Here is a 22,445-nt window from a genome sequence, read left to right as displayed (position 1 = left end):
AGAGGCCATCGTCCAGCCTGCGCGAGCAAGTTGCTAGTCATTCGCATTAGCTGTTGCGAGCATCGCGATGCTTGGCTAGGCGATCCGGCGTGAACCAGCCCCAGCCTGTCGCGGTACGCGCTATCGGCGTTCGGAAGAAGCCGAGGTGGAAAAGCCGGAGCTGGTGGATGCGCCAGCTCCACACCTGGCATTATATGAGCGCGGCGGTGTCGCTCGCGGGGGTGCTGGCGTTCGCGATCACGGGCTTCCTGCTCAACCACGCCGCCTCGATCGGCGCGCACCCGGTCGTCGCCAGCCGTACGGGGCAGCTCGCCCCTTCGCTGCTCACTATGCTGAAGAGGCCGGCGAGCGGCGATGCGCCGCTGCCGTCCGCCGTCGCGCAGGCGGTGTATCAGGCGGTCGGGCTCGATCCGGCGGGCCGCCCCGGCGAATGGTCGGACGCCGATGCCTATGTCGCCCTCCCCCGTCCCGGCGGCGACGCCTGGGTCAGCATCGATCGCGCGACCGGCAGGATCACCTCGGAGCGCACCGATCAGGGCTGGATTTCCTATCTCAACGATCTCCACAAGGGCCGCAACACGGGTGCGGCCTGGCGGTGGTTCATCGATATATTCGCCGCCGCCTGCATCGTCTTCGCGATCACCGGCCTCGTATTGCTCCAGTTCCTCGCCAGGAACCGCCCCTTCACCTGGCCGCTCGTCGGGCTCGGCATCGCCGGGCCGGTGCTGCTCGCCATCCTCTTCATCCATTAGGAGGTCTCCATGCGTCTTACCCCCATCGCGCTCGTCGGCGGGCTCGCGGCGACCCCCGCCGCTGCGGCCACGATCAACGTAACGATCCCGCGCCTGAGCGTCGCCGAATATCACAAGCCCTATGTCGCGATCTGGCTGGAGCCCGCGAGCGGCGGCACCGCCCGGACGCTCGCGGTCTGGTATGATTTCAAGAAGCAGGGCAACGAGCCCGGCACCAAATGGCTGCATGAGCTGCGCGGCTGGTGGCGCAAGGGCGGCCGCAGCCTTGCCATGCCCGCCGACGGCATCTCGGGCGCCACCCGTGCGCCGGGCACTTATGCGATCCCGCTGCCCGCCAATCTTCCCCCCGGCGCTTATGTGCTGAACGTCGAGGCGGCGCGCGAGGCCGGCGGGCGCGAGCTCGTCACCACGCCCCTGTCGGTGCCCGCGAAGGCGGTGGCGAAGAGCGGCGCGACCGAGCTCGGCACCGTCGCTGTGCACTGATCTAAGGAACCCAAGCAAATGCGCACCACCACCCTGCTCGCCGCGACAGCGCTCCTGTCGATCGCTTCGGCCGCCGACGCCCACCGCCTCTGGCTCGAACCATCGCAGACGATCGTCTCGGGCCAGGATAGCTGGGTGACGTTCGACGCGGCGGAATCGACCGACGTGTTCGTCCCCGATCATCGCGCGCTCCGCATCGAGCAGATCAAGGTGACCCAGCCGGACGGCGGCGCGGGTCAGGCGCAGAATGCGATGGCGGGCAAATACCGCCTGACCTTCGACGTGCAGATCGACAAGCCCGGCACCTGGAAGATCGCGATGGCCTCCAGCAACGTGATGGGCAGCTTCAAGCTCAACGGCGAAGAGCGCCGCGTCGGCGGCCGCTTCGGTCCACCGCCCGGAGGAGCGCCGGGCCTGCCGGGCGGCCCCGGCTTCCAGCGTCCGCCCCCGATCGCGGTAAAGGACATTCCGGCCGAAGCGACCGACGTCAAGCTCACCGAAGTCTCGATGCGCAACGAGGTGTTCGTGACGTCCGGCGCACCGACCAGGACGGTGATCACGCCCACCGGCAAGGGCCTCGAGCTCGATCCGCTCACGCACCCCGACGAACTGATCTCGAACGAGCCGGCGCGCTTCCGCTTCATGATCGACGGCAAGCCCGCCCCCGGCCTCAAGCTGACGCTCGTCTCGGGTGGTCGCCGCTATCGGGACAGCGACAATGCGTTGCAGGTGACGACGGGCGCCGATGGCGTCGCGACCATCAAATGGCCCGCGGCAGGCCTTTACTGGCTCAACGCGACGACAACCGATAATCATCCCTCCGAGCCGCGCGCGACCGAGCGGCGGATGAGCTATACCGCCACCGTCGAGGTGCTCGCCCCCTGACGACGCAGCGTATCGCGTTGCCCGCGCGGATCGAGGCGCGGGGACCGCCTGTCGGTCCGATCGTGCGGCTGGCGGGCGAGACGATGGGGACGGGCTGGTCGGTCCTCTATGCCGCGCCCGCGCTGGAGCCCGATGCCGTGCGCCGGCGGGTCGAGGCCCGGCTCGGGGCGATCGTCGCCGAGCTGAGCCATTGGGAGCCGAAATCGCTGTTGTCGCGCTTCAATCGCGCCTCGGCGGGCACCTGGCTGCCGCTGCCGCCCGATTTCGCGACGGTGATCGCCGCCGGCATCGCCATGGCGACGCTGAGCGAGGGGGCATTCGACCCGACGCTCGGGCGCCTCGTCGATCTGCTCGGCTATGGCCCCCCGGGGCTACAGCCTACGCCTTCCGCCGCAGCGGTCGGTGAGGCGCGCGCGGCCAGCGGCTACCGGCGGCTCGCCTTCGATAGTGCCGCGTGCCGCCTTCGTCAGCCAGGGGGATTGGCGCTCGATCTTTCGGGGATCGCCAAGGGGCATGCGGTCGATGCGCTTGGCGGCGTACTGGCGGCGATGGGCGCGCGCCACTGGCTGGTCGAGATCGGCGGCGAGCTTAAGGGCGCGGGGATGCGCCCCGACGGCGATCCCTGGTGGGTCGATCTCGAGGATCCGCCGGGGGCCGCCTGTGCGCCGCTACGGATCGCGCTGCACGGCCTCGCGATCGCGACCTCCGGCGATTACCGCCACGGCAGCCATACGATCGACCCGCGCACAGGCGCACCCGCCGCGCATGGCGTCCGCTCGGTCAGCGTCGTTCATCCGAGCGCGATGCTCGCCGACGCCTGGGCGACCGCGCTGACGGTTCTGGGCCCCGAAGCGGGGCTGGCGCTCGCCGCCGCGCACGCCATCGCGGCGCGGATCATCGTGATCGCCGACATGCCGACCGAGCATATCTCGCCCGCGCTGGCGGCAATGATGGAGGATTGATCCTCAGGTGCGGAGATGGAAAGGCGAGAAGTCGGTCCGCTCGTCGAACACGTCGATCCCCTCGCGCCGCTTGAGAAAGCCGACCACCGCATAAGTCAGCGGGGTCAGCAACACCTCCCAGCCGACCTTGAGCGCCCATTGCGTGAGCAGGACCTTCCACACCAGCGCGCCCGTCCACCCCGTCGCGCCGAGGAAGGCGAGCGGATAGAAAAGGAAGCTGTCGATCCCCTCGGCGACCACCGTCGATCCGATCGTCCGCGTCCACAGCATCCGCCCGCCGGTCCACAGCTTCATCCGCGCCAGCACATAGGAATTCGCGAATTCGCCGAACCAGAAGGCGGTGATCGAGGCGAAGACGATGCGCGGCACCTGCCCGAAAACCTGCTCATAGGCCGCCTGCCCGCCCCAGCCCGGCGCGGACGGCAGGGCCACGACCACGAAGCTCATGAACGCCATGAACAGCATCGCGCCCAGCCCCGCCCAGATGCAGCGCCGCGCGCGCGAATAACCATAGACCTCGGTCAGCACGTCGCCGAGCAGGTAGCTCAGCGGGAAGAAGAGGATGCCCGCGCCGAACGGCCAACCGCCGATCAGCGGCAGATCGACCGTCGCGACCTTGCCCGCGCCGATGACGTTGGAGAGCAACAGAATGGTGACGAAGGCCGCCATCGCGAAATCGAAATATCGGAGCGATTTGCCCGCGAGCGCATCGGCGCCAACGGCAACGGTTCCTGGGGCGGCGGCGATCGGGGCGGTATCCATAAGCGCAGACTATAGCGGTTCCGCGCCCGCGCAATCCACGCTATCGGCCTTGGCGGGCGCCCGTAGCTCAGCTGGATAGAGCACATGCCTTCTAAGCCTGTGGTCGCTGGTTCGAATCCAGCCGGGTGCGCCATCCACCACGAACCTTTGAGATCGCGCGTTGGCTTACCTCCCAAATGGGAGGTGAGCTGTGCGATGCTTCATGCCAATGCGCCCGAGCTTTAACTGGATGAACGATGACCGATACCGCTACGCACCTGACCCATCTCGAGCGGCTGGAAGCCGAAAGCATTCATATCCTTCGCGAAGTTGCCGCCGAATGCGAGAAGCCGGTGATGCTGTATTCCGTGGGCAAGGATTCGGCGGTGATGCTGCATCTGGCCCGCAAGGCCTTCTTCCCCTCGCCGCCGCCCTTCCCCCTGCTCCATGTCGATACGACGTGGAAGTTCAAGGCGATGTACGAACTTCGCAACCGCATGGCGCAGGAAAGCGGCATGGAATTGCTCGTCTATCAAAATCAGGAGGCCAAGGATCGCGGGATCAACCCGTTCGACCACGGCGCGCTCCATACCGATATGTGGAAGACCGAGGGCCTGAAGCAGGCGCTCGACAAATATGGCTTCGACGCGGCGTTCGGCGGCGCGCGGCGTGACGAGGAGAAGAGCCGCGCCAAGGAGCGCGTCTTCTCGTTCCGGTCGGCCAATCATCGCTGGGATCCCAAGAATCAGCGGCCCGAGCTGTGGAACCTCTACAATGCCCGCAAGGCCAAGGGCGAAAGCATCCGCGTCTTCCCGATCTCCAACTGGACCGAGCTCGACATCTGGCAATATATCCAGCTCAACGATATCCCGATCGTGCCGCTGTATTTTTCGGCCAAGCGCCCGACCGTCGAGCGCGACGGCATGCTGCTGATGGTGGACGACGATCGCTTCCCGCTCGAACCGGGCGAGGTGCCCGTGGAGCGCTCGATCCGCTTCCGCACCTTGGGTTGCTACCCGCTGACCGGCGCGATCGAAAGCGAGGCGGCGACGCTCAGCGAGGTCATCCAGGAAATGCTGCTGACCACCACCTCCGAGCGGCAGGGACGCGCGATCGACAAGGATGCGGGCGGCGCGGGCATGGAGAAGAAGAAGCAGGAAGGCTATTTCTGACATGGCATGCAGTGCCATGTCGCCCCCGCGCGGGCTGAGGTCTCGGCCGGCAGGCCGTGACCTCGCGATCGCACACCCCCAATCTCACGAGATCCCGGTAGTCGCCGGGATGACGGAGTAAAAAATGTCCACCACCGTCACCAACGCCCAAGACTCCGCCTATCAGGTCGAAAGCCTCATCGCCGAGGATATCGACGCCTATCTCGAAACGCATCGGCGCAAGAGCCTGCTGCGCTTCATCACCTGCGGCTCCGTCGACGACGGCAAATCGACGCTGATCGGCCGGCTGCTCTACGATTCCAAGATGATCTTTGAGGATCAGCTCGCCGCGCTTGAGGCCGACAGCAAGCGCGTCGGCACGCAGGGCAAGGAGATCGATTTCGCGCTGCTCGTCGACGGTCTGGCGGCGGAGCGCGAACAGGGCATCACGATCGACGTCGCCTATCGCTTCTTTTCGACCGAGAAGCGCAAGTTCATCGTCGCCGATACGCCGGGTCACGAACAATATACGCGCAACATGGTGACCGGCGCCTCCACCGCCGATCTGGCGGTGATCCTGATCGATGCGCGCAAGGGCGTGCTCACCCAGACGCGGCGTCACAGCTATCTCGCGCACCTGCTCGGCATCCGCAACCTCGTGCTGGCGGTCAACAAGATGGACCTGATCGGCTACGAGCAGCCCCGCTACGATTCGATCGTCGCCGATTATCGCGCGTTTGCGCAGAGCATCGGCATCGAAAGCTTCGTCGCGATGCCGATATCGGGGTTCAAGGGCGACAACATCACCGCCAACTCCGCCAACATGCCGTGGTACGAGGGGCCGGCGCTGCTGGAGCATCTCGAAACGGTCGTCGTCGATAGCGAGGCCGATCGCGCGCGCTCGTTCCGCATGCCGGTGCAATGGGTCAACCGCCCCAATCTCGATTTCCGCGGCTTTTCGGGGTTGATCGCCAGCGGCGTCGTCAAGCCCGGCGACGCGATCCGCGTGCTGCCCTCGGGCAAGACCTCGACCGTCGACAAGATCGTCACGATGGATGGCGATCTCGATGAAGCCGGCGCGGGCCAGTCGGTGACGCTGACGCTCAAGGACGAGGTGGATTGCAGTCGCGGCGACGTCATCGCCATCGCCTCCGCCCCGCCCGAGGCCGCCGACCAGTTCGAGGCGACGATCGTCTGGATGGCGGACGAGGAGATGCTGCCGGGGCGCGCATTCTGGCTGAAGCTCGGCACGCAGACGGTGTCGGCGACGGTGCAGGCCCCCAAATATCAGGTCAACGTCAACACGATGGAGCATCTTGCCGCCAAGACGCTCGATCTCAACGCGATCGGCGTCGCCAACTTCTCCACCGATCGCCCCCTGGTGTTCGAAGCCTATGGCGACAACCGCCAGCTCGGCGGCTTCATCCTGATCGACAGGTTCAGCAACGCGACGGTCGCGGCGGGGATAATCCATTTCGCGCTGCGCCGCGCGCAGAACGTCCATTGGCAGGCGACCGAGGTCACCCGCGAGGCACGCGTCGCGCTGATGAACCAGAAGCCCGCCGTGCTGTGGTTCACCGGCCTTTCCGGCGCGGGCAAATCGACGATCGCCAACATCGTCGAGAAGAAGCTGGCGCGGATGAATCGCCACACCTTCCTGCTCGACGGCGACAATGTCCGCCACGGGCTCAATCGCGACCTCGGCTTCACCGAGGCCGATCGTGTCGAGAATATCCGCCGGGTGGGCGAGGTCGCCAAGCTGATGACCGACGCGGGATTGATCGTGATCACCGCCTTCATCTCGCCGTTCCGCGCCGAGCGCGACATGGTACGTGCGATGATCACCGAAGGCGAGTTCATCGAGGTGCATATCGATACGCCGCTCGCCGATGCGGAGGCCCGCGACGTCAAGGGCCTTTATGCGAAGGCGCGCGCCGGGACGCTCGCGAACTTCACGGGTATCGACAGCCCCTATGAGGCGCCCGAGGATCCCGAGATCCGGATCGACACGACCGGAATGACGCCCGACGAGGCCGCCGATCTGATCATCGCGAAACTGATCCCATGAGCGACGCCGAAGCGGACATCGGTGCGCTGAGCGATGCCGCGCTCGCCGCGAAGATCGCCACGGTCGCCGGCGAGCTGCTGCTGACGATCCAGACCTCGGGGCTGTTCGCCGGCAAGGCGCTGGGCAAGGCGGGCGATCGCACCGCCAACAGCTTCATCATCGAAGCGCTGAAGAGCGCGCGGCCGGACGATGCGGTGCTTTCGGAAGAGGAAGCAGACAGTGTCGCGCGTTGCGCGGTCAGCCGCGTGTGGATCGTCGATCCGCTGGACGGCACGCGCGAATATGGCGAACGGCGGACCGACTGGGCGGTGCATGTCGCGCTGGCGATCGATGGCGCGCCGGTGATCGGCGCGGTGGCGCTGCCGGGCCTAGGTGTCACGCTGTCTTCCGAGGATTGCGCGGCGCCGACGCCGCATGCCGGCAAGCCGCGGCTGCTGGTCAGCCGGACGCGGCCGGCCAAAGAGGCGCTGCTGCTGGCGGAAAAGCTGGGGGCTGAACTCGTGCCCATGGGCTCGGCGGGGGCCAAGGCGATGGCGGTGGTGCGCGGCGAGGCCGACATCTATTTCCACACCGGCGGCCAATATGAATGGGACAATTGCGCGCCGGCGGCGGTCGCCAGGGCGGCGGGGTTGCATGTCTCGCGCGCCGATGGCTCGCCGCTGATCTACAATTGCGAAAACCCGTACCTGCCCGATCTGCTGATCTGCCGGCAGGAGCAGGCCGAGCGCATCCTCGCGCTGATCGCCGAAATCCCGGGATCCGAAGCCGCCTAGAGGCTGTCCGTTCAAGCTGAACCGTCACCCCCCCTGAGCCGGGTCCTGCTGCCTGCCAATGTCGAACAAGAAGCGGGACCCCGGCTCAAGGCCGGGGTGACGAGAGTCAACATCCCTAATCCTGCGGGCCGCCTCGGCGGAGACTCAACCGCGGGCCTGGAAGCGGCTCCATTCGGCGGGCGAGAGACGGACTTCCAGCGTGATCGCTTCCCCCTCGAGCTGTTGATCGATCACCTCGCCATGCTGGTGCAGCCAGGCGAGGCCCCGCCCATCGCCGGCGGGCAGCCGGAGGCGATGCACGCGCGCGCCGGCGAGCAGCTTCTGCGACACGCGGCGCCTGAGCCCGTCGATGCCCTCTCCGGTCAGCGCCGACGCGGCGATCACCTCGTCGCTATAGCGCGCATCGGTCAGGATATGGTCGCGCTCCTCGGCATCGAGCGCATCGACCTTGTTCCAGATTTCGATGATCGGCACGGGATCGGCGGCGCCGTCCAGCTCCACCCCGGGGCCGACTCCGATCTCCGCCAGCACGGCGAGCACGTCGGCGCGCTGCGCGTCGCTGTCGGGATGCGCGATATCCCGGACGTGGAGGACCAGGTCGGCGGCGGTGACTTCCTCCAGCGTCGCGCGGAAGGCCGCGACGAGCTGCGTCGGCAGATCGGACACGAACCCCACCGTGTCCGACAGGATCACCTTGTCGAGCCCGGGCAGCGCGATCTGCCGCATCGTCGGATCGAGCGTCGCGAACAGCAAATTCTCGGCCATTACGTCGGCGCCGGTCAGCCGGTTGAACAATGTCGATTTGCCGGCATTGGTGTAGCCGACCAGCGCCACGATCGGCCAGGGTGCGCGGCTGCGGCGGGCGCGGTGCAGCCCCCGCGTCTTGCGCACCTGCTCCAGTTCGCGACGGATCTTGGCCATGCGATCGCGAATCATCCGGCGGTCGGCCTCGATCTGCGTTTCGCCGGGACCGCCGAGGAAGCCGAAGCCGCCGCGCTGGCGCTCGAGGTGCGTCCAGCTCCGCACCAGCCGTCCGGCCTGATAGTCGAGATGCGCCAGCTCGACTTGCAGGCGTCCTTCGGCGGTCGCGGCGCGCTCGCCGAAGATTTCGAGAATCAGCCCGGTGCGATCGATCACCTTGGCCTGGCAGGCCTTCTCCAGATTCTGCTGCTGGACGGGCGTGAGACCCGCATCGACGACGATCAGTTCGGCCTCCGCCATCCGCGCGGCGGTGGCGATCTGCTCGACCTGCCCCGATCCGAACAAGGTCGCGGGCTTGGGCTGGCGGACCCGGAAGGCGATGCGATCGCGCACGTCGAGCCCGATTGCGCCTGCGAGGCCCGCCGCCTCCTCCAGCCGCGCGTCGCTGTCGCGCAGCACATCGCCGCGCTCCGGCAAGGCGATGATCGCACGCGCGCCGCGCCTGACCTCGTCGCCTTCCTCTCGCGTGAAACCGCTCATGCCCGATCAAGCCCGCCGGAGCGGGGTTGTTCCGTCACGCTTCGCGCCTCACACGTCGGCGTCATCCTCCTCGCCGCTCATCAGGTTGAGCGGGCGCATCGGCTGCACCGTCGATATCGCATGCTTGTAGACGAGCTGGCTCATGCCGTCGCGGCGCAGCAGCATGCAGAACAGGTCGTAGGCGGCGATCTCGCCCTGGAGCATGACGCCGTTGACCAGGAACATCGTCACCGGATCGCCCGAGCGGCGCACGGCGGCGAGGAAGATTTCCTGGAGGATCGGCGCCTTCTTCTCGTCGAACGCGGCGTCGATCGCCGACAGGTCGACGCTGTGCGCCGGCATGACGGTGGAGATGGCGTGCTTGTAGATGAGCTGGCTCTGGCCGTCGCGGCGCAGCAGCACCGAGAAATTATCGAACCAGGTGATGATGCCCTGCAGCTTGACGCCCTTGACGAGGAACATCGTCACCGGCGTCTTCGATTTGCGGAGCGAGTTCAGGAAAATGTCCTGAAGATTGTTGTTGCCGCTCGGTTTGGCGGTCTTGGCGGCTTTTTCGGCCATTGTCCGGTTCTCCGGTGATTGGCGGGTCGTGGCCCGCGAGGTGCGTTCATTGCGGCATGTCGGCATTCTCCGACACGATCAATCTATGCATTTTGCAGCGCAGCACAAGCGTAGCGTGCTCAAGATATAAGATCACTCCTCGTCGCTACGCGGATCGGCGAGACCCAGCGTCTTGAGCTTGCGGTGCAGCGCGGATCGCTCCATCCCGATGAAGGTCGCGGTACGGCTGATATTCCCGGAAAAGCGGCGGATCTGAACGCGCAGATATTCGCGCTCGAACGTCTCGCGCGCCTCCCGCAGCGGCGATCCCATGATCGTGCGATTGCTGGACGGCACGATTTCCGCCTGCGTGCTCAGCACTTCGGGCGGCAGCATATCGGCATCGATCGCCGCGAGCCGATCGCCCGGCGCCAGGATGATCGTCCGTTCGATGACGTTGCGGAGCTGCCGGACATTGCCGGGCCAGTCATAGGCTTGCAGCGCGGCCATCGCATCGGGGGTGATCGTCGGCGTCGAGACGCGCCGTTCGGCGGCATAGCGCGCGGCGAAGCGCTCGGCGAGCGGCGGCACGTCCTCGCGTCGCGCGCTCAGCGGCGTCAGGTGCACCGGGACGACGTTGAGCCGATAATAGAGATCCTCGCGGAAACGCCCCGCAGCGATCTCCTCGGCGAGATCGCGCGAGGTCGAAGATACGACGCGCACGTCGACGCGCGTCACGCGGCTGCCGCCGACGCGCGTGAAGCTCTGATCGGTCAGGACGCGCAGGATGCGCGCCTGCGTGGTCAGTGGCATGTCGGCGATCTCGTCGAGGAACAGGGTGCCGCCATGCGCTTCCTCGAGCAGGCCGGGACGAACGACCTCGCCCGCATCCTCGATCCCGAACAATTCCTCCTCCAGCCGCTCGGGGGTCATCTGCGCCGCCGCCCCCACCACGAAGGGCGCGCCCGCGCGCAGGCTCCAGTCGTGCAGCAGCCGCGCTGCCACCTCCTTGCCGACCCCTGCCGGCCCCGAGATCAGCACGCGGCTACCCGTGGAAGCGACGCGCTTGAGCGTGGCGCGCACCTGGTTGATCGCGCCCGAAAGCCCGGTGAGTTCGGCATCGTCGCCGATCCGCGCCTTAAGCGAGGCATTCTCGCGGCGGAGGCGGTCGGTCTCGGTCGCGCGCGCGACGAGGTGCAGCAGGCGCTCGCTTTCGAACGGCTTCTCGATGAAATCCACCGCGCCCTGGCGCACCGCGGCGACCGCGGTATCGAGATTGCCATGCCCCGATACGACGATCACCGGCAGCGAAGGATAGCGCCGCTTGATCTCGTCGAGAAGCTGGAGGCCGTCGAGCCGCGATCCCTGCAGCCAGACGTCGAGCAAGGCGAGGCTGGGCCGCCGCTCGGCCAAGGCGGCGAGCGCGGTATCGGCATCGGCGGCGGTGCGCGGCGCATAGCCCTCGTCCTCCAGCACGCCCGCCACCAGCTCGCGAATGTCGGCCTCGTCGTCGACGATCAGGATATCGAGCGGCATCGTCTATCGTCTCCCGGCCTGGGCCATGTGCGTCGGCTCTTGTCTGTCGTCTGAACCGTTTCCCGGTGCTGCGAGCGGCAGCAGCGCCGCCGGCTCGAAGCACAGCCGCACGATCGCGCCGCCGCCCGGCCGATCGCCGAACGTCATCTGGCCGAGATGCTCCTCGACGATCTTCTGCACGATCGCGAGACCGAGGCCGGTGCCCTTGGCGCGCGTCGTCATGTACGGCTCGGTCAGCCGCTCGCGCTCGGCGGGCAGGCCGACGCCATTGTCCGAGACGGTGACGACGCACTGCGGGCCATGCTCCTCGATCGCGAAGACCACTTCGCCTTTCGGCGCATCCTCGCCCCTGCCCTCGATCGCCTCGATCGCATTCTTGACGAGGTTGGTGAAGGCCTGCCCCAACTGGCGCCGATCGCAGACCATCCGCGCGTCCGAGGGCGGCGCATCGAGCCGAAAGCCGATCGAGGGGTGCGCAACCTCGTGCAGGAACAGCGCGTGGCGCGCCAGATCGACCAGCGATTCCTCGGCGAAGCTCGGCTTGGGCATGCGCGCGAAGGCCGAAAATTCGTCGATCATGCGGCGAATATCGCCGACCTGGCGGACGATCGTGCTGACCAGCCGCTCGAACGTGCCATTGTCCCCCTCGATCTCGCGCCCGTAGCGGCGCTGGAGCCGTTCGGCGGCGAGCTGGATCGGGGTCAGCGGATTCTTGATCTCGTGCGCGATGCGCCGCGCGACATCCGACCATGCGGCGCGGCGCTGATCCGCAAGCTGCTGGGTGATATCGTCGAACGTCAGCACATGCCCCGCGCCGGCGCGGCCGACGGTCGCCGCGAGCGTGCGTATTTCGCCGCCGGCCGCGATCTGGATCACCGCCTCGCGCTCGCCAGAACCCAGCAACTGGGCGAGCTCGGGCGCAAGCTCGATCAGCGGGGCGCCGATCGCGGCCGCTTCCTCGGTCGCGAGCAACGTCGTCGCCGAAGGGTTGATGATCGTCACGAGTCCCGCCGCATCGACCGAGATCACGCCCGCGGAAACCGCGGACAGCACCGCCTCCGTCAGCGCGCGCCGGCTTTCGAGCGCCCCGGTCTGCTCCTGAAGCCGCCGCGTCATGCGATTGAACGCCGCCGCCAGCGTGCCGACCTCGTCCTGCGCGCGACGGCTTGGATTGACGCGCGCGGCCAGATCGCCCGCCGCAACCCGCCGCGCCGCGCCGACCAGCTCGCCGATCGGCCGCACCAGACGGTCGGCGACCGTCAGCGCCACCCAGATCGCGATCGCCACGATCAGCAGCGAGACGCCGTAGAGCGCGAGGTTGAACTGAAGTTGCAGGATGCGCGAGCGGGCGAGCAGCGCGCGATATTCGCCAAGCGCGGTATTCGCCCGGCCTACCTGCGCCAGCACCAATGGCGAGGCGTGCCGCGAAATCCAGAGATAGGTGCTGGTCGCGCGATCCAGGCGCATCACCGATTCCAGCCGGTCGGCCAGGACGCGCGCATGAGGCTGGCCATCGGCCAATGTCGGGATCAACGCGGTGGGCAGCAGCCGATCGGGCCGACGATTGTTGAGGTTGGCGAACCAGATCAGGTTGCGGCTGCCATCGGGCGCGATGCGGATCATCGCGGCCTGATCGAGCTGCCGATAATAGACCTGGCTCGCGAAATAGAAGTTCGAGCGCGGGTCGTCGCTGGGCGCGGTGTTGAGCCAGTTGACCAGATCCCCGACCATCGCGGCATTATTGTCGAGCAGGCGGTTGCGATGCTCCTCGACATAAGCGAGCGCAACCCGATCGGCATTCTGCAAGACGATCCGCGCGCGATCCGAAAACCAGAATTCGACGCCATATTGGAAGAGCAGCGACGAAAAGATCGCCACCAGCAGCGTCGGCAGCGCCGCGATCGCCGAGAACAGCGCCACCAGCCGCACGTGCAGCGTCGCCCTGCCCCGCATCCCGGATCGCTCGGCGCGCACCCGCGCCAGCCGACGCGCGAGCAATACGAGCAGCGCCATCGCCGGCATCAGATTGCCGATCAGCAGCAGCGCTACGACGGGCGGCTTGAGCGGCCGCTGCGGTGCCTGGCCATGGCTCAAGGCCGCATAAGCGACCGCCGCCATCACGATCATGATCGCGACCGCCGCCAGCTCGGCCAGCGCCATGATGCGGCGCCCGCGCAGCAGCAAAGTCAGCCGCCGCCGCAAGCGCGATTGCCGCGTTCCGAAGCGGCGCGAAGCGCTGGGGGCGATCGGTGCGGACGGTCCGGCCATTCGTTGCTTGGATACCACAGCATGGTGGCGATTCAAGCACAGTGCGACGGGGCGAGCCCCAGAGGCGCCCGCGCGCCAGAGGCTGTCCAGTTCAAGCTGAACGTCACCCCGGCCTTGAGCCGGGGTCCCGCTTCTTCTTAAGCGTCGGCCAAGCAGCGGGACCCCGGCTCAAGGCCGGGGTGACGAAAGTTCAATCTCAACAGACAATCCTAATCGGGGCGCCGTACCTGTGGACCGACCCCGCGTTCGGTCAGTTTCTTGCGCAAGGTGTTGCGGTTGAGACCGAGCAGTTTCGCCGCGCGGAGCTGATTGCCGCGCACGGCGGCGAGCACGAGCTTGAGCAATGGCTTCTCAACCTCGCCGAGCACGCGATCGTAAAGCCCGTCCGGCGGCAGCGCCGCGCCATAGCTGGCGATGTACCGCGCGAGCTGCTGTTCGATCGCATCGCCCAGATTGGCCGCTTCGAGCGATTGGCCGGCGGCGGCCGTCGCCCCCGCGCCGGCGAACTGCTGCTCGACTTGCGAAAGCCCGATCACTGGATCGCGGCCCAGCGCCGCAAGCCTGCGCATCAGATTTTCGAGCTCGCGGACATTGCCCGGCCAGCCATGCTGCGCCAGACGCGCCGCGGCGGCGGCATCGAGCGTCTTGCGCGGCAGGCCGTCGGCGGCGGCGCGATCGAGAAAATAGCGTGCCAGCTCGGCGACGTCGTCCCCCCGGTCGCGCAACGCCGGCAGCGGGATCGGCACGACGTTGAGACGATAATACAGATCCTCGCGGAACGAGCCTTCGCCGATCATCCGGTTGAGATCCTGGTGCGTCGCGGCGATGACGCGGACGTCGGCGCGGATCGCCCGCGCCGACCCCACCGGCATATAGTCGCCCGACTGGAGCACGCGCAGCAGCCGTGTCTGTGCTTCGGCCGGCATGTCGCCGATCTCGTCGAGGAACAATGTGCCGCCCTGCGCCTGCTCGAACCGGCCGGCGTTGCGCTGTGCCGCGCCGGTAAAGGCGCCGCGCTCGTGCCCGAACAATTCGCTCTCGATCAGCTCGCGGGGGATCGCCGCCATGTTGATCGCCACGAAGGGCGCGCCCGCGCGTGGGCCGAAATCGTGGATCGCGCGCGCGACCAGCTCCTTGCCCGTGCCGCTCTCGCCGAGGATCAGGATCGTGAGGTCGTTGGCGACGACGCGCGCGATCGTGCGATACACCTCCTGCATCGGCGGCGATCGGCCGATCAGCGGCAAATCCTCGGCCGTATCCGGTACGGCGACGTCCTCGTGCCGGCTGCCGGCCGCCAGCGCATCGCTCACCGCGCGCGAAAGCTCCGAAAGATCGAACGGCTTGGGCAGATAATCGAACGCCCCCTGCTCGGTGGCGCGCAACGCGGTCGTGAAGGTATTCTGCGCCGAGAGGACGATGATCGGCAGTTGCGGATCGTGCCGCCGCACCTCGTCGATCCCCTCCAGCCCGTTGCCGTCGGGCAGCACGACATCGGTCACCAGCACCTGCGGGCGGAAATCGGCGAGCGCGCGCCGTTGTTCGGCGAGGCTCGCCGCCGTTTCGACGACATGGCCCTCGCGGCGCAAAGCCTCGCGGATCACCGTGCGGATCGCGGCATCGTCATCGGTGACGAGGATGCGCCCGCCGCTCATTCCGCCACGCCCTCGGCGGCGCGCGGCGCGCGGGGCAGCAGGATACGAAACACCGTCCGCTCGGGCCGGCCCTCGCGGGCATATTCGACGATACCGCCCTGATCGGCGATCAGCTTGTGGACCAATGCGAGGCCGAGCCCGCGTCCGGTCGGCTTCGAGGTGATGAAGGGATCGAACAGATGCTCGGCGAGATCGGCGGGCGCGCCCGGCCCGTCGTCGATCACGCAAACCTCGATCGGCAGCGACCGGCGCTGCCCGCCGCGTTCCGTTACCGTGCCGACACCATGCCGATAGGCCGAGGTCAGGACAATTTCTCCGCCATGAGGACCAAGAGCTTCGGCGGCATTCTTGATAAGATTTATGAGCACCTGGACCAGCGAATCGCGATGAACCAACACGTGCGGGAGCGACGGATCGTAGCGTTCCTGGACCTTGACGTTGCCGGGCAGGCCCGTCGTCGCCACCGATCGCGCATGCCCGAGAATGGCGTGGATGTTTTGCGCGCTCGTCTCCAGCGGGCGCGTATCGGTAAAGCCCTCCATGCGGTCGATCAGCGCGGCGATGCGATCGACCTCGTCGCGGATCAGCCGCGTCAGCGCCTGCGCCTCGTCGTTCAGCCCCGATTCGAGGAGTTGCGCGGCGCCGCGAATCCCCGACAGCGGATTCTTGATCTCGTGCGCCAGCATCGCCGCCGCGCCCGCCGCGGTCAGCGTGCCGCTGCCGTGCCGGCTGCGCCGGGCGATCGATGCGGCGGACGATTGCGCATGAAGGGCGATGATGCTCCAGCCCGCGCGCTCGGGCCAGGGCGCGATCAGAACGTCGGCCCGCTGGCCGCGGCCGCCGGGAAGGACCAGCTCCTCGCCGTAAGCGACCAGCGGCGTCTCGACCGCGGTGGGATTGAGCTCGTAACCGATCGCATCATGGACCGATACGCCGGCAAGCGCGGCGCGCGACAGCACCAGGAGCTGCTCGGCGGCGGCGTTGACCTCCTGGATCAGTCCCGCCTCGTCGACGGCGAGCAGCGGCGTCGGCATCGCGGAAAAAAGCTCGGTCGCGGTCTTGCCCGAAAGGCCGCGCGAACGCGGCGGAAAGCTCAAGCCGCTTCCCGCGCGCGCCACGGGGCGTAGAATTCGGCGAGCATCGCCAGCACCACCTTCGGATCGGGCTCCTGGTTCACGCGATTGCGGAACTCGGCCGATCCGGGCAGTCCCTTGGTATACCAGCCGAGATGCTTGCGCGCCATGTTGACGCCGACTTCGGTGCCGTACAGCGACAGCATCTGCCGGTAATGATCGATCAGCGTGGAATATTGGACATCGATCGAGGGATCGGCGCGGCGCTCGCCATGCTCCAGCCAGCGCATCACCTGCCCGAGCAGCCACGGCCGGCCATAGGCGCCCCGCCCGATCATCAGGCCGTCGGCGCCCGAAAGCTCGAGCGCGCGATCGGCATCCTCGATGGACAGGATATCGCCGTTGACGATCACCGGCACCGATACCGCCTGCTTGACGCGCCGCACGAAGCCCCAGTCCGCGCTTCCCTTGTAGAGCTGGCAACGCGTGCGCCCATGGACGGTGATCATCCGGACGCCGATGTCCTCGGCGATGCGCGCCAGTTCGGGCGCGTTGAGGCTGTGATGGTCCCACCCCATCCGCATCTTCAGCGTCACCGGCACATCGACCGCATCGACCACCGCCTTGATGATCGCGCGCGCCAGCTCCGGCTTGGCCATCAGCGCCGATCCCGCATCGCCATTGACCACCTTGCGCACCGGGCAGCCCATGTTGATGTCGATGATCGCAGCACCCTTGTCGGCCGAAAGCTTCGCTGCCTCGCCCATCTCATGGGGCGTACAGCCGACGAGCTGCATCGACACGGGCTCCTCGGTCGCATCCCACATCGCCTTTTGCAGCGATTGCCGCGTCTCGCGGATCGCCGCCTGGCTGGCGATCATCTCGGTGACGTTGAGCCCCGAGCCGAACGAACGCACCATCTTGCGGAACGGCAGATCGGAGACGCCCGTCATCGGCGCCAGGATCACCGGCGTTTCGATGCGGACGGGCCCGATCTGGATAGGCTTGAGGCGCGACACAGACTTCACTCGATTGCCTAAAAAAGCGGCAGAGCCCTAGCCGGCGCGGCGCGCGGCGGCAAGCGGTGTTCAAGCCCTTCGCAACAGGGTAAGCGCGCCTGCGATGAGCCACCGCACCACGGCGCTCGTCGTTGCGGCGGGCTCCGGCAGCCGCATCGGCGGCGACATCCCCAAGCAATATCGCCCTGTCGCGGGAAAGGCGGTGCTCGCCCATGCGATCGACGCGCTGCTCGCGCATCCCGGCGTGGATGATGTGCAGGTGGTGATCGGTGCCGGACAGGAGGGGCTGTATCGCGCCGCGATCGGCGATCGTCCGCTCCCGTTCCCGATAATCGGCGGTGTTCTGCGGCGCGAGTCGGTCGCGCGCGGATTGACGGCGGTCGATAGCGAGCGCGTGCTGGTCCACGATGCCGCGCGCCCTTTCCTGCCGCCCGAGGTCGTCGATCGCCTGCTCGCCGCGCTCGATGGGCGAGATGGCGCGGTGCCGGTGCTGCCGGTCGCCGATACGCTGGCGCTCGGCGGCGATGCGCTCGGCGATATCGTGCCCCGCCAGAGCCTGGTCCGCGTCCAGACCCCGCAGGCCTTTCGAACCGAGGTCCTGCGATCGGCGCACGCGGGATGGGATGCGCTGATCGAGGCGACCGACGATGCTCAGATGGTGCGCAAGGCAGGCCATCAAATCGCGATGGTCGAGGGGTCCGCGATGCTCGAGAAACTGACCTGGACCGAGGATTTCGGCGCCGCCGAGCGCCGGTTCGCGCCCGCGCTGGTGTCGCGCACCGCGATGGGCTTCGACGTCCATGCCTTTGCCGAGGGCGACGGCCTCTGGCTCGGCGGCCTCCGCATCCCGCACGATCGCGCGCTTTCCGGCCATTCGGACGCCGATGTCGCGCTGCACGCGCTGACCGACGCGTTGCTCGGCACGATCGGCGACGGCGATATCGGCAGCCATTTCCCGCCCTCGGACGCGCGCTGGCGCGGCGCGCCCTCCAGCGGTTTCCTGATTCATGCGCGCGATCTCGTCGTCGCGGCGGGCGGGCGGATCGATCATGTCGACCTGACCATTATCTGCGAGGCGCCGAAGATAGGCCCGCACCGCCCAGCGATCCGCGCGCGAATCGCCGAACTGCTGGAGCTTCAGGAAGGGCAGGTCAGCGTGAAAGCCACCACCACCGAAAGCCTCGGCTTCACCGGGCGCGGCGAGGGCATCGCCGCGCAGGCGGTCGCCACCGTTCGCCTTCCCGAGCGGCGCGCATGAGGCGGCCGGCCCTCGCGCTGGCGGCATTCGCTCTTCCCGCCGCGACGATCGCGCAGGCGCCGCGCTGCGTCACGCAGGATCAGGCGGCGGCGCTCGTGACGTTCGCATTGCCCTCGCTGGTGCAGGGCCTGGCGCAACGCTGTGCCCCCGCGCTCCCCCGGAACGCCTATCTGCTTGCCAACGCGCAGGCGCTGGCGGATCGCTATCGCCCCGATGCCGATGCGGCGTGGCCGCTCGCCCGGCGCACGATCGCGGGCTTCTTCGGCCAGTTGCTGGGCCAGCCGATGCCCGCCGAGATGGATTCGGACGTGCTGCGGATGCTGGCCGAGCCGCTGGTCGGCAAATTGCTCACCAGGCAGGTCAGCCTCGCCGATTGCGCCATCGTCGACGCGGCGGTCGCCCAGGTCGCACCGCTGCCGGGGCGCAACGTCGGGCGATTGGCGGCGATGGCGGCGACGATCGCCGACAGGAAAGACAAGGGGATAGCCGGCGTGCTTCACATATGTCGGCCAGAACCGCGATGATGAGCGAACATCTGCTGCCCGAGGATATCGTCGCGCTCGCCCGGCGCGTCGTCGATGAAAATCGCGCCGCCGGCCGCACGATCGCGGTCGCCGAAAGCTGCACCGGCGGGCTCGTCAGCGCCGCACTGACCGAAATACCCGGATCGTCGGACGTGTTCGTGGCGGGCTTCGTCACTTATGCCGACGAGGCCAAGATCGCGTTGCTCGGCGTCGCGCAGGATGTGATCGCAACCTTCGGGGCGGTCTCGCTGGCGACCGCATGGTCGATGGCGCATGGCGCGGTCGCCAAGGCGAACGCCGATGTCGCGGTGGCGATCACGGGCATCGCCGGGCCGGGCGGCGGCTCCGATCGCAAGCCGGTCGGGACGGTGATCTACGCGCGCGCCTTGGCCGGCGACGATCCGGAAAAGGCGCTGACCGACGAGCGCCGCTTCGGCGATCTCGGGCGCGGCGGCATCCGCCATCAGGCGGCGCTATGCGCGCTCGAACTGCTGTTGCCCCCGACGGCGGCGGACTTGGCGTAAAGCTTCGCGGCGCGCTCTTCGAAGGCGCCGATCATCTTGCGCAGCGCCAACCCGAACATCTGCCCCGCCAGCGCCTCGAACAGCTTGCTGCGGAACGCGAAATCGACCGTGAAATCGACGATGCAGCCGCCGGTGCCGTCGGCCCGGAACGCCCAATCGTTATGCAGATAGGCGAGCGGCCCCTCGACATAATCGACATGGACGCGCTCCGGACGCCGCTTCTCGATCCGCGAGGTGAATTTCTCGCGCAACGCCATGAAGCCGACGATCAGATCGGCGACCATCTCGCTCCCGCTATCCGATCGCACGCGCACCGCGATCACCCATGGCAGGAATTCGGCGTAGCGCCCGACATCAGCGACCAGATCGAACATCTGCTCCGGCGTGTAAGGCAGCCGGCGCGTCTCGGCGTGGCGGGGCATCGCTTATCGCCCACCGCAAATGGACAGAGGGACCATGGGAAGGCGAGCGGCGCCCCGCCCCCCGCTTCGCGCGGGGCGGACCATTAGAGTGTAACCTTCGCCAGTTGCGCCTCGCGTGCCGCGCGCAGCCGCGCGAAATCGTCGCCGGCGTGATAGGAGGATCGGGTCAGCGGGCTCGCGGCGACCAGCAGAAAGCCCTTGGCGCGCGCGATCGCGGCATAAGCCTCGAACGTCTTGGGCGTCACGAAATCGGCGACCTTGGCATGTTTGGGAGTGGGCTGGAGATATTGCCCCATCGTCAGGAAATCGATCCCGGCGGAGCGCATGTCGTCCATCACCTGGTGGATCTCCAGCCGTTCCTCGCCCAGCCCGACCATCACGCCCGATTTGGTGAAGATCGATGGATCGAGCCTCTTGACGCTTTCGAGCAGCCGCAGCGACGCATAATAACGCGCGCCGGGGCGGATCGTCGGATACAGCCTCGGCACGGTCTCGAGATTGTGATTGTAGACGTCGGGGCGCGCCGCGACGATCGCCTCGATCGCGGCATCGGCCTTGTTGCGGAAGTCGGGGGTGAGGATTTCGATCGTCGTCGCGGGCGTGGCGCGACGCAGCGCCTCGATCACCTTGACGAACTGGCTCGCGCCGCCGTCCTTCAGGTCGTCGCGGTCGACCGACGTGACGACGATATGCTCCAGCCCCAGCTCGGCGGCGGCATCGGCGACATGGTTGGGCTCCAAGGGATCGACCGCGCGCGGCATGCCCGTCTTGACGTTGCAGAAGGCGCAGGCGCGCGTGCAGGTGTCGCCCAGGATCATCACGGTGGCGTGCTTCTTGGTCCAGCATTCGCCGATGTTCGGGCACGCCGCCTCTTCGCAGACGGTCGCGAGGTTGAGCCGCCGCATCAGCGCCTGGGTTTCCGAAAACGCCTTGCCCATCGGCGCTTTCACGCGGATCCAATCGGGCTTGCGCTGGCGCGCCTCGCTCTGGCTGGTCAGGTCGCTTGGACGAATGGGAAGGGGCTCGTTCATGGGGCGACAGATAGCGATTCCCGAGGCGAGTTGCCACCCCACGCATCCGGGGTCTTGCCAATGCGGTGGCAGCCGCTAACGGCGCGATCATGGGCATCGAACCGAATGATTTTGACGAGCTGATCGAAGGCTACAGGCGCTTCCGCCGCGACGGCTGGAGCCCGCAGCGCGCGCGCTGGGCCGAGCTTGCCGAGGGACAGTCCCCCAAGACGATGGTGATCGCCTGCTCGGACAGCCGCGTCGATCCCACGCAGATATTCGATGTCTCGCCCGGCGAAATCTTCGTGGTGCGCAACGTCGCCAACCTCGTGCCGCCGTTCGAGACGACGCCCGGGCGCCACGGCGTTTCGGCGGCGCTGGAGTTCGCGGTATCGGTGCTCGAGGTCGGCCAGATCGTCGTGATGGGGCATGGCGCATGCGGGGGCGTGAAGGCCTCGCTCGGACGGCTGTTCGAAAATGCGCCCCCCGGCCAGGGCGGTTTCATCGCCGATTGGGTCGGCCTTATCGACGAAGCCCGCGACGCGATCGAGGCGCAGGGGCTCCCCCCCGGCGATGCCGTCCACGCGCTCGAACTGGCCTGCGTCAAGGTCAGCCTCGCGAATCTGCGAACCTTCCCCTCGATCAGGGCCCGCGAGCAGGAAGGCCGCCTGCGCCTCCAAGGCGCCTATTTCGCGATCGCCGATGGACAGCTCCACCTGCTCGACGAGGGCAGCGGCTCCTTCTCGGCGGTCGACGGCTAGCTGCTGCCGGAACGGCCCTACCTCCGATGCGTTGGGGTGCGACCATCAGCAGGAGTAGTGCCATGTTCCGTAAGACCATCCTCGCGGGCGCGCTTGCCGCCGCTTTGGCCATGCCCGCTCTGTCGCAGGCCTATGATCCGAACAGCCCCCAGCCCGCACCCGCCTCGCCCAATCCGGGCACGACCGCCGCCAACGCGAGCGTCATGACCGATGCCCAGATCACGACGGCGACGACCGCCGAGGGTCAGGCACAATATGAAGCCGACCGCGCCGCTTATATGACCGCGCTCGCGCAGCATGACGCGGCGGTCGACCGTACCGATGCACGCTGGGCACGCCAGCAGCGCGCTTATGCCGATGCGATGGCGGTGTGGCGCTGGCAGGTCAGCGAATGCAAGAAGGGCCATCAGCGGGCCTGCAACATGCCGACGCCCAACCCCGCCAATTATTATTGATGGATCGGAAGGGGTTGAAACTCACCCCTTCCACCCGTTCCCAAGCTGAACGTCACCCCGGCCTTGAGCCGGGGTCCCGCTGCTTGGCCGACGTCGAAGAAGAAGCGGGACCCCGGCTCAAGGCCGG

General features: G+C 67.5%; 22 protein-coding genes and 1 tRNA gene. 13 read left to right on the top strand and 10 right to left on the bottom strand.

The genetic code is table 11. The features are described from left to right. The first annotated feature begins 167 nt into the window (after positions 1 to 167). Genes HUU94_RS08985 through HUU94_RS08970 form a run of 4 tightly spaced genes read left to right on the top strand, consistent with a single transcriptional unit; the run spans position 168 to position 3,082 of the window. Entirely contained in the window at positions 168 to 752 is a 585-nt protein-coding gene (locus tag HUU94_RS08985; protein ID WP_254602089.1) for a PepSY-associated TM helix domain-containing protein, read from the top strand. A 9-nt stretch (positions 753 to 761) separates the two neighbouring features. Next, entirely contained in the window at positions 762 to 1,235 is a 474-nt protein-coding gene (locus HUU94_RS08980; protein ID WP_174274743.1) for a DUF2271 domain-containing protein, read from the top strand. Positions 1,236 to 1,253: 18 nt separating this feature from the next. After that, entirely contained in the window at positions 1,254 to 2,120 is an 867-nt protein-coding gene (locus tag HUU94_RS08975) for a DUF4198 domain-containing protein (RefSeq protein WP_174274742.1), read from the top strand. 17 nt (positions 2,121 to 2,137) lie between these two features. Next, entirely contained in the window at positions 2,138 to 3,082 is a 945-nt protein-coding gene (locus HUU94_RS08970) for an FAD:protein FMN transferase (RefSeq protein WP_254602087.1), read from the top strand. 3 nt (positions 3,083 to 3,085) lie between these two features. On the opposite strand, the gene HUU94_RS08965 is transcribed toward HUU94_RS08970, so the two are convergent. After that, complete coding sequence (locus HUU94_RS08965) at positions 3,086 to 3,844, bottom strand: queuosine precursor transporter (RefSeq protein ID WP_174274741.1); 759 nt, start codon at positions 3,842 to 3,844, stop codon at positions 3,086 to 3,088. Positions 3,845 to 3,900: 56 nt separating this feature from the next. On the opposite strand from HUU94_RS08965, the gene HUU94_RS08960 reads away from it, so the two are divergent. From HUU94_RS08960 to HUU94_RS08945, 4 genes are all read left to right on the top strand, one after another. Continuing rightward, positions 3,901 to 3,977, top strand: a tRNA-Arg gene (locus tag HUU94_RS08960). A 103-nt stretch (positions 3,978 to 4,080) separates the two neighbouring features. Further along, positions 4,081 to 4,995 carry a sulfate adenylyltransferase subunit CysD gene (gene cysD / locus HUU94_RS08955; RefSeq protein ID WP_174274740.1) on the top strand — a complete coding sequence of 305 codons (915 nt, stop codon included), beginning with the start codon at positions 4,081 to 4,083 and terminating at the stop codon, positions 4,993 to 4,995. Positions 4,996 to 5,119: 124 nt separating this feature from the next. Next, entirely contained in the window at positions 5,120 to 7,042 is a 1,923-nt protein-coding gene (gene cysN / locus HUU94_RS08950) for a sulfate adenylyltransferase subunit CysN (protein WP_174274739.1), read from the top strand. Next, positions 7,039 to 7,815 carry a 3'(2'),5'-bisphosphate nucleotidase CysQ gene (locus HUU94_RS08945; protein WP_174274738.1) on the top strand — a complete coding sequence of 259 codons (777 nt, stop codon included), beginning with the start codon at positions 7,039 to 7,041 and terminating at the stop codon, positions 7,813 to 7,815. The genes cysN and HUU94_RS08945 overlap by 4 nt, the downstream gene beginning before the upstream one ends. A gap of 144 nt (positions 7,816 to 7,959) precedes the next feature. On the opposite strand, the gene hflX is transcribed toward HUU94_RS08945, so the two are convergent. From hflX to dusB, 7 genes are all read right to left on the bottom strand, one after another. Continuing rightward, positions 7,960 to 9,276 (bottom strand): GTPase HflX, encoded by a 1,317-nt coding sequence (gene hflX / locus HUU94_RS08940; protein WP_174274737.1) that lies wholly within the window; start codon positions 9,274 to 9,276, stop codon positions 7,960 to 7,962. 48 nt (positions 9,277 to 9,324) lie between these two features. Further along, positions 9,325 to 9,837 (bottom strand): RNA chaperone Hfq, encoded by a 513-nt coding sequence (hfq, locus tag HUU94_RS08935; RefSeq protein ID WP_174274736.1) that lies wholly within the window; start codon positions 9,835 to 9,837, stop codon positions 9,325 to 9,327. A gap of 132 nt (positions 9,838 to 9,969) precedes the next feature. Next, the gene (gene ntrX, locus HUU94_RS08930; protein ID WP_174274735.1) at positions 9,970 to 11,352 is read right to left on the bottom strand and encodes a nitrogen assimilation response regulator NtrX; all 1,383 of its coding nucleotides are present in this window, start codon (positions 11,350 to 11,352) and stop codon (positions 9,970 to 9,972) included. Positions 11,353 to 11,355: 3 nt separating this feature from the next. Continuing rightward, a complete protein-coding gene (locus HUU94_RS08925; protein ID WP_254602086.1) occupies positions 11,356 to 13,554 on the bottom strand; it encodes a sensor histidine kinase NtrY-like in 2,199 nt (732 codons plus the stop codon). 275 nt (positions 13,555 to 13,829) lie between these two features. Next, positions 13,830 to 15,272, bottom strand: coding sequence for a nitrogen regulation protein NR(I) (gene ntrC, locus HUU94_RS08920; protein ID WP_174274734.1), 1,443 nt, complete (start codon positions 15,270 to 15,272; stop codon positions 13,830 to 13,832). Continuing rightward, positions 15,269 to 16,369: a two-component system sensor histidine kinase NtrB gene (locus HUU94_RS08915; RefSeq protein ID WP_254602085.1), complete on the bottom strand. Its 1,101-nt coding sequence runs from the start codon at positions 16,367 to 16,369 to the stop codon at positions 15,269 to 15,271. The genes ntrC and HUU94_RS08915 overlap by 4 nt, the downstream gene beginning before the upstream one ends. Next, positions 16,366 to 17,364, bottom strand: coding sequence for a tRNA dihydrouridine synthase DusB (gene dusB, locus HUU94_RS08910; RefSeq protein WP_174274744.1), 999 nt, complete (start codon positions 17,362 to 17,364; stop codon positions 16,366 to 16,368). The genes HUU94_RS08915 and dusB overlap by 4 nt, the downstream gene beginning before the upstream one ends. 103 nt (positions 17,365 to 17,467) lie before the next feature. On the opposite strand from dusB, the gene HUU94_RS08905 reads away from it, so the two are divergent. From HUU94_RS08905 to HUU94_RS08895, 3 genes are read left to right on the top strand one after another with little or no spacing between them, the layout of a single operon-like run. Continuing rightward, positions 17,468 to 18,622 (top strand): bifunctional 2-C-methyl-D-erythritol 4-phosphate cytidylyltransferase/2-C-methyl-D-erythritol 2,4-cyclodiphosphate synthase, encoded by a 1,155-nt coding sequence (locus HUU94_RS08905; protein ID WP_174274733.1) that lies wholly within the window; start codon positions 17,468 to 17,470, stop codon positions 18,620 to 18,622. Further along, positions 18,619 to 19,146, top strand: a complete 528-nt coding sequence (locus HUU94_RS08900; protein ID WP_174274732.1) for a hypothetical protein — start codon at positions 18,619 to 18,621, stop codon at positions 19,144 to 19,146. Before HUU94_RS08905 ends, HUU94_RS08900 begins: the two co-directional genes overlap by 4 nt. Beyond that, positions 19,146 to 19,670: a CinA family protein gene (locus tag HUU94_RS08895; protein WP_174274731.1), complete on the top strand. Its 525-nt coding sequence runs from the start codon at positions 19,146 to 19,148 to the stop codon at positions 19,668 to 19,670. Before HUU94_RS08900 ends, HUU94_RS08895 begins: the two co-directional genes overlap by 1 nt. On the opposite strand, the gene HUU94_RS08890 is transcribed toward HUU94_RS08895, so the two are convergent. Together HUU94_RS08890 and lipA are read right to left on the bottom strand one after the other, a co-directional pair. After that, a complete protein-coding gene (locus HUU94_RS08890; protein ID WP_174274730.1) occupies positions 19,610 to 20,092 on the bottom strand; it encodes a type II toxin-antitoxin system RatA family toxin in 483 nt (160 codons plus the stop codon). The two genes, HUU94_RS08895 and HUU94_RS08890, sit on opposite strands and share 61 nt — an antisense overlap. Before the next feature lie 83 nt (positions 20,093 to 20,175). Continuing rightward, entirely contained in the window at positions 20,176 to 21,123 is a 948-nt protein-coding gene (gene lipA, locus HUU94_RS08885; RefSeq protein WP_174274729.1) for a lipoyl synthase, read from the bottom strand. 89 nt (positions 21,124 to 21,212) lie between these two features. Here lipA and HUU94_RS08880 point away from each other — a divergent pair, with 89 nt between their 5' ends. Then, positions 21,213 to 21,863, top strand: a complete 651-nt coding sequence (locus HUU94_RS08880; protein WP_174274728.1) for a carbonic anhydrase — start codon at positions 21,213 to 21,215, stop codon at positions 21,861 to 21,863. Positions 21,864 to 21,925: 62 nt separating this feature from the next. Next, the gene (locus HUU94_RS08875) at positions 21,926 to 22,318 is read left to right on the top strand and encodes a hypothetical protein (protein WP_174274727.1); all 393 of its coding nucleotides are present in this window, start codon (positions 21,926 to 21,928) and stop codon (positions 22,316 to 22,318) included. Positions 22,319 to 22,445: the final 127 nt, after the last annotated feature.

The sequence above is a fragment of the Sphingomonas bacterium genome (assembly GCF_903644055.1).
Taxonomy (GTDB): domain Bacteria; phylum Pseudomonadota; class Alphaproteobacteria; order Sphingomonadales; family Sphingomonadaceae; genus Sphingomonas_I.
This window is presented reverse-complemented; position numbering and strand designations above follow the sequence as displayed.

Bases quoted from the DNA above. Each gene is read 5' to 3' on its own strand.
- HUU94_RS08900 (WP_174274732.1), top strand. From the start codon at position 18,619: ATGAGGCGGCCGGCCCTCGCGCTGGCGGCATTCGCTCTTCCCGCCGCG.
- HUU94_RS08965 (WP_174274741.1), bottom strand. From the start codon at position 3,844: ATGGATACCGCCCCGATCGCCGCCGCCCCAGGAACCGTTGCCGTTGGC.
- lipA (WP_174274729.1), bottom strand. From the start codon at position 21,123: ATGAACGAGCCCCTTCCCATTCGTCCAAGCGACCTGACCAGCCAGAGC.
- cysD (WP_174274740.1), top strand. From the start codon at position 4,081: ATGACCGATACCGCTACGCACCTGACCCATCTCGAGCGGCTGGAAGCC.
- cysN (WP_174274739.1), top strand. From the start codon at position 5,120: ATGTCCACCACCGTCACCAACGCCCAAGACTCCGCCTATCAGGTCGAA.
- HUU94_RS08905 (WP_174274733.1), top strand. From the start codon at position 17,468: ATGAGCCACCGCACCACGGCGCTCGTCGTTGCGGCGGGCTCCGGCAGC.
- HUU94_RS08875 (WP_174274727.1), top strand. From the start codon at position 21,926: ATGTTCCGTAAGACCATCCTCGCGGGCGCGCTTGCCGCCGCTTTGGCC.
- ntrC (WP_174274734.1), bottom strand. From the start codon at position 15,272: ATGAGCGGCGGGCGCATCCTCGTCACCGATGACGATGCCGCGATCCGC.
- HUU94_RS08890 (WP_174274730.1), bottom strand. From the start codon at position 20,092: ATGCCCCGCCACGCCGAGACGCGCCGGCTGCCTTACACGCCGGAGCAG.
- HUU94_RS08895 (WP_174274731.1), top strand. From the start codon at position 19,146: ATGAGCGAACATCTGCTGCCCGAGGATATCGTCGCGCTCGCCCGGCGC.
- HUU94_RS08945 (WP_174274738.1), top strand. From the start codon at position 7,039: ATGAGCGACGCCGAAGCGGACATCGGTGCGCTGAGCGATGCCGCGCTC.
- ntrX (WP_174274735.1), bottom strand. From the start codon at position 11,352: ATGCCGCTCGATATCCTGATCGTCGACGACGAGGCCGACATTCGCGAG.
- hfq (WP_174274736.1), bottom strand. From the start codon at position 9,837: ATGGCCGAAAAAGCCGCCAAGACCGCCAAACCGAGCGGCAACAACAAT.
- HUU94_RS08880 (WP_174274728.1), top strand. From the start codon at position 21,213: ATGGGCATCGAACCGAATGATTTTGACGAGCTGATCGAAGGCTACAGG.
- hflX (WP_174274737.1), bottom strand. From the start codon at position 9,276: ATGAGCGGTTTCACGCGAGAGGAAGGCGACGAGGTCAGGCGCGGCGCG.
- HUU94_RS08975 (WP_174274742.1), top strand. From the start codon at position 1,254: ATGCGCACCACCACCCTGCTCGCCGCGACAGCGCTCCTGTCGATCGCT.
- HUU94_RS08980 (WP_174274743.1), top strand. From the start codon at position 762: ATGCGTCTTACCCCCATCGCGCTCGTCGGCGGGCTCGCGGCGACCCCC.
- HUU94_RS08985 (WP_254602089.1), top strand. From the start codon at position 168: ATGCGCCAGCTCCACACCTGGCATTATATGAGCGCGGCGGTGTCGCTC.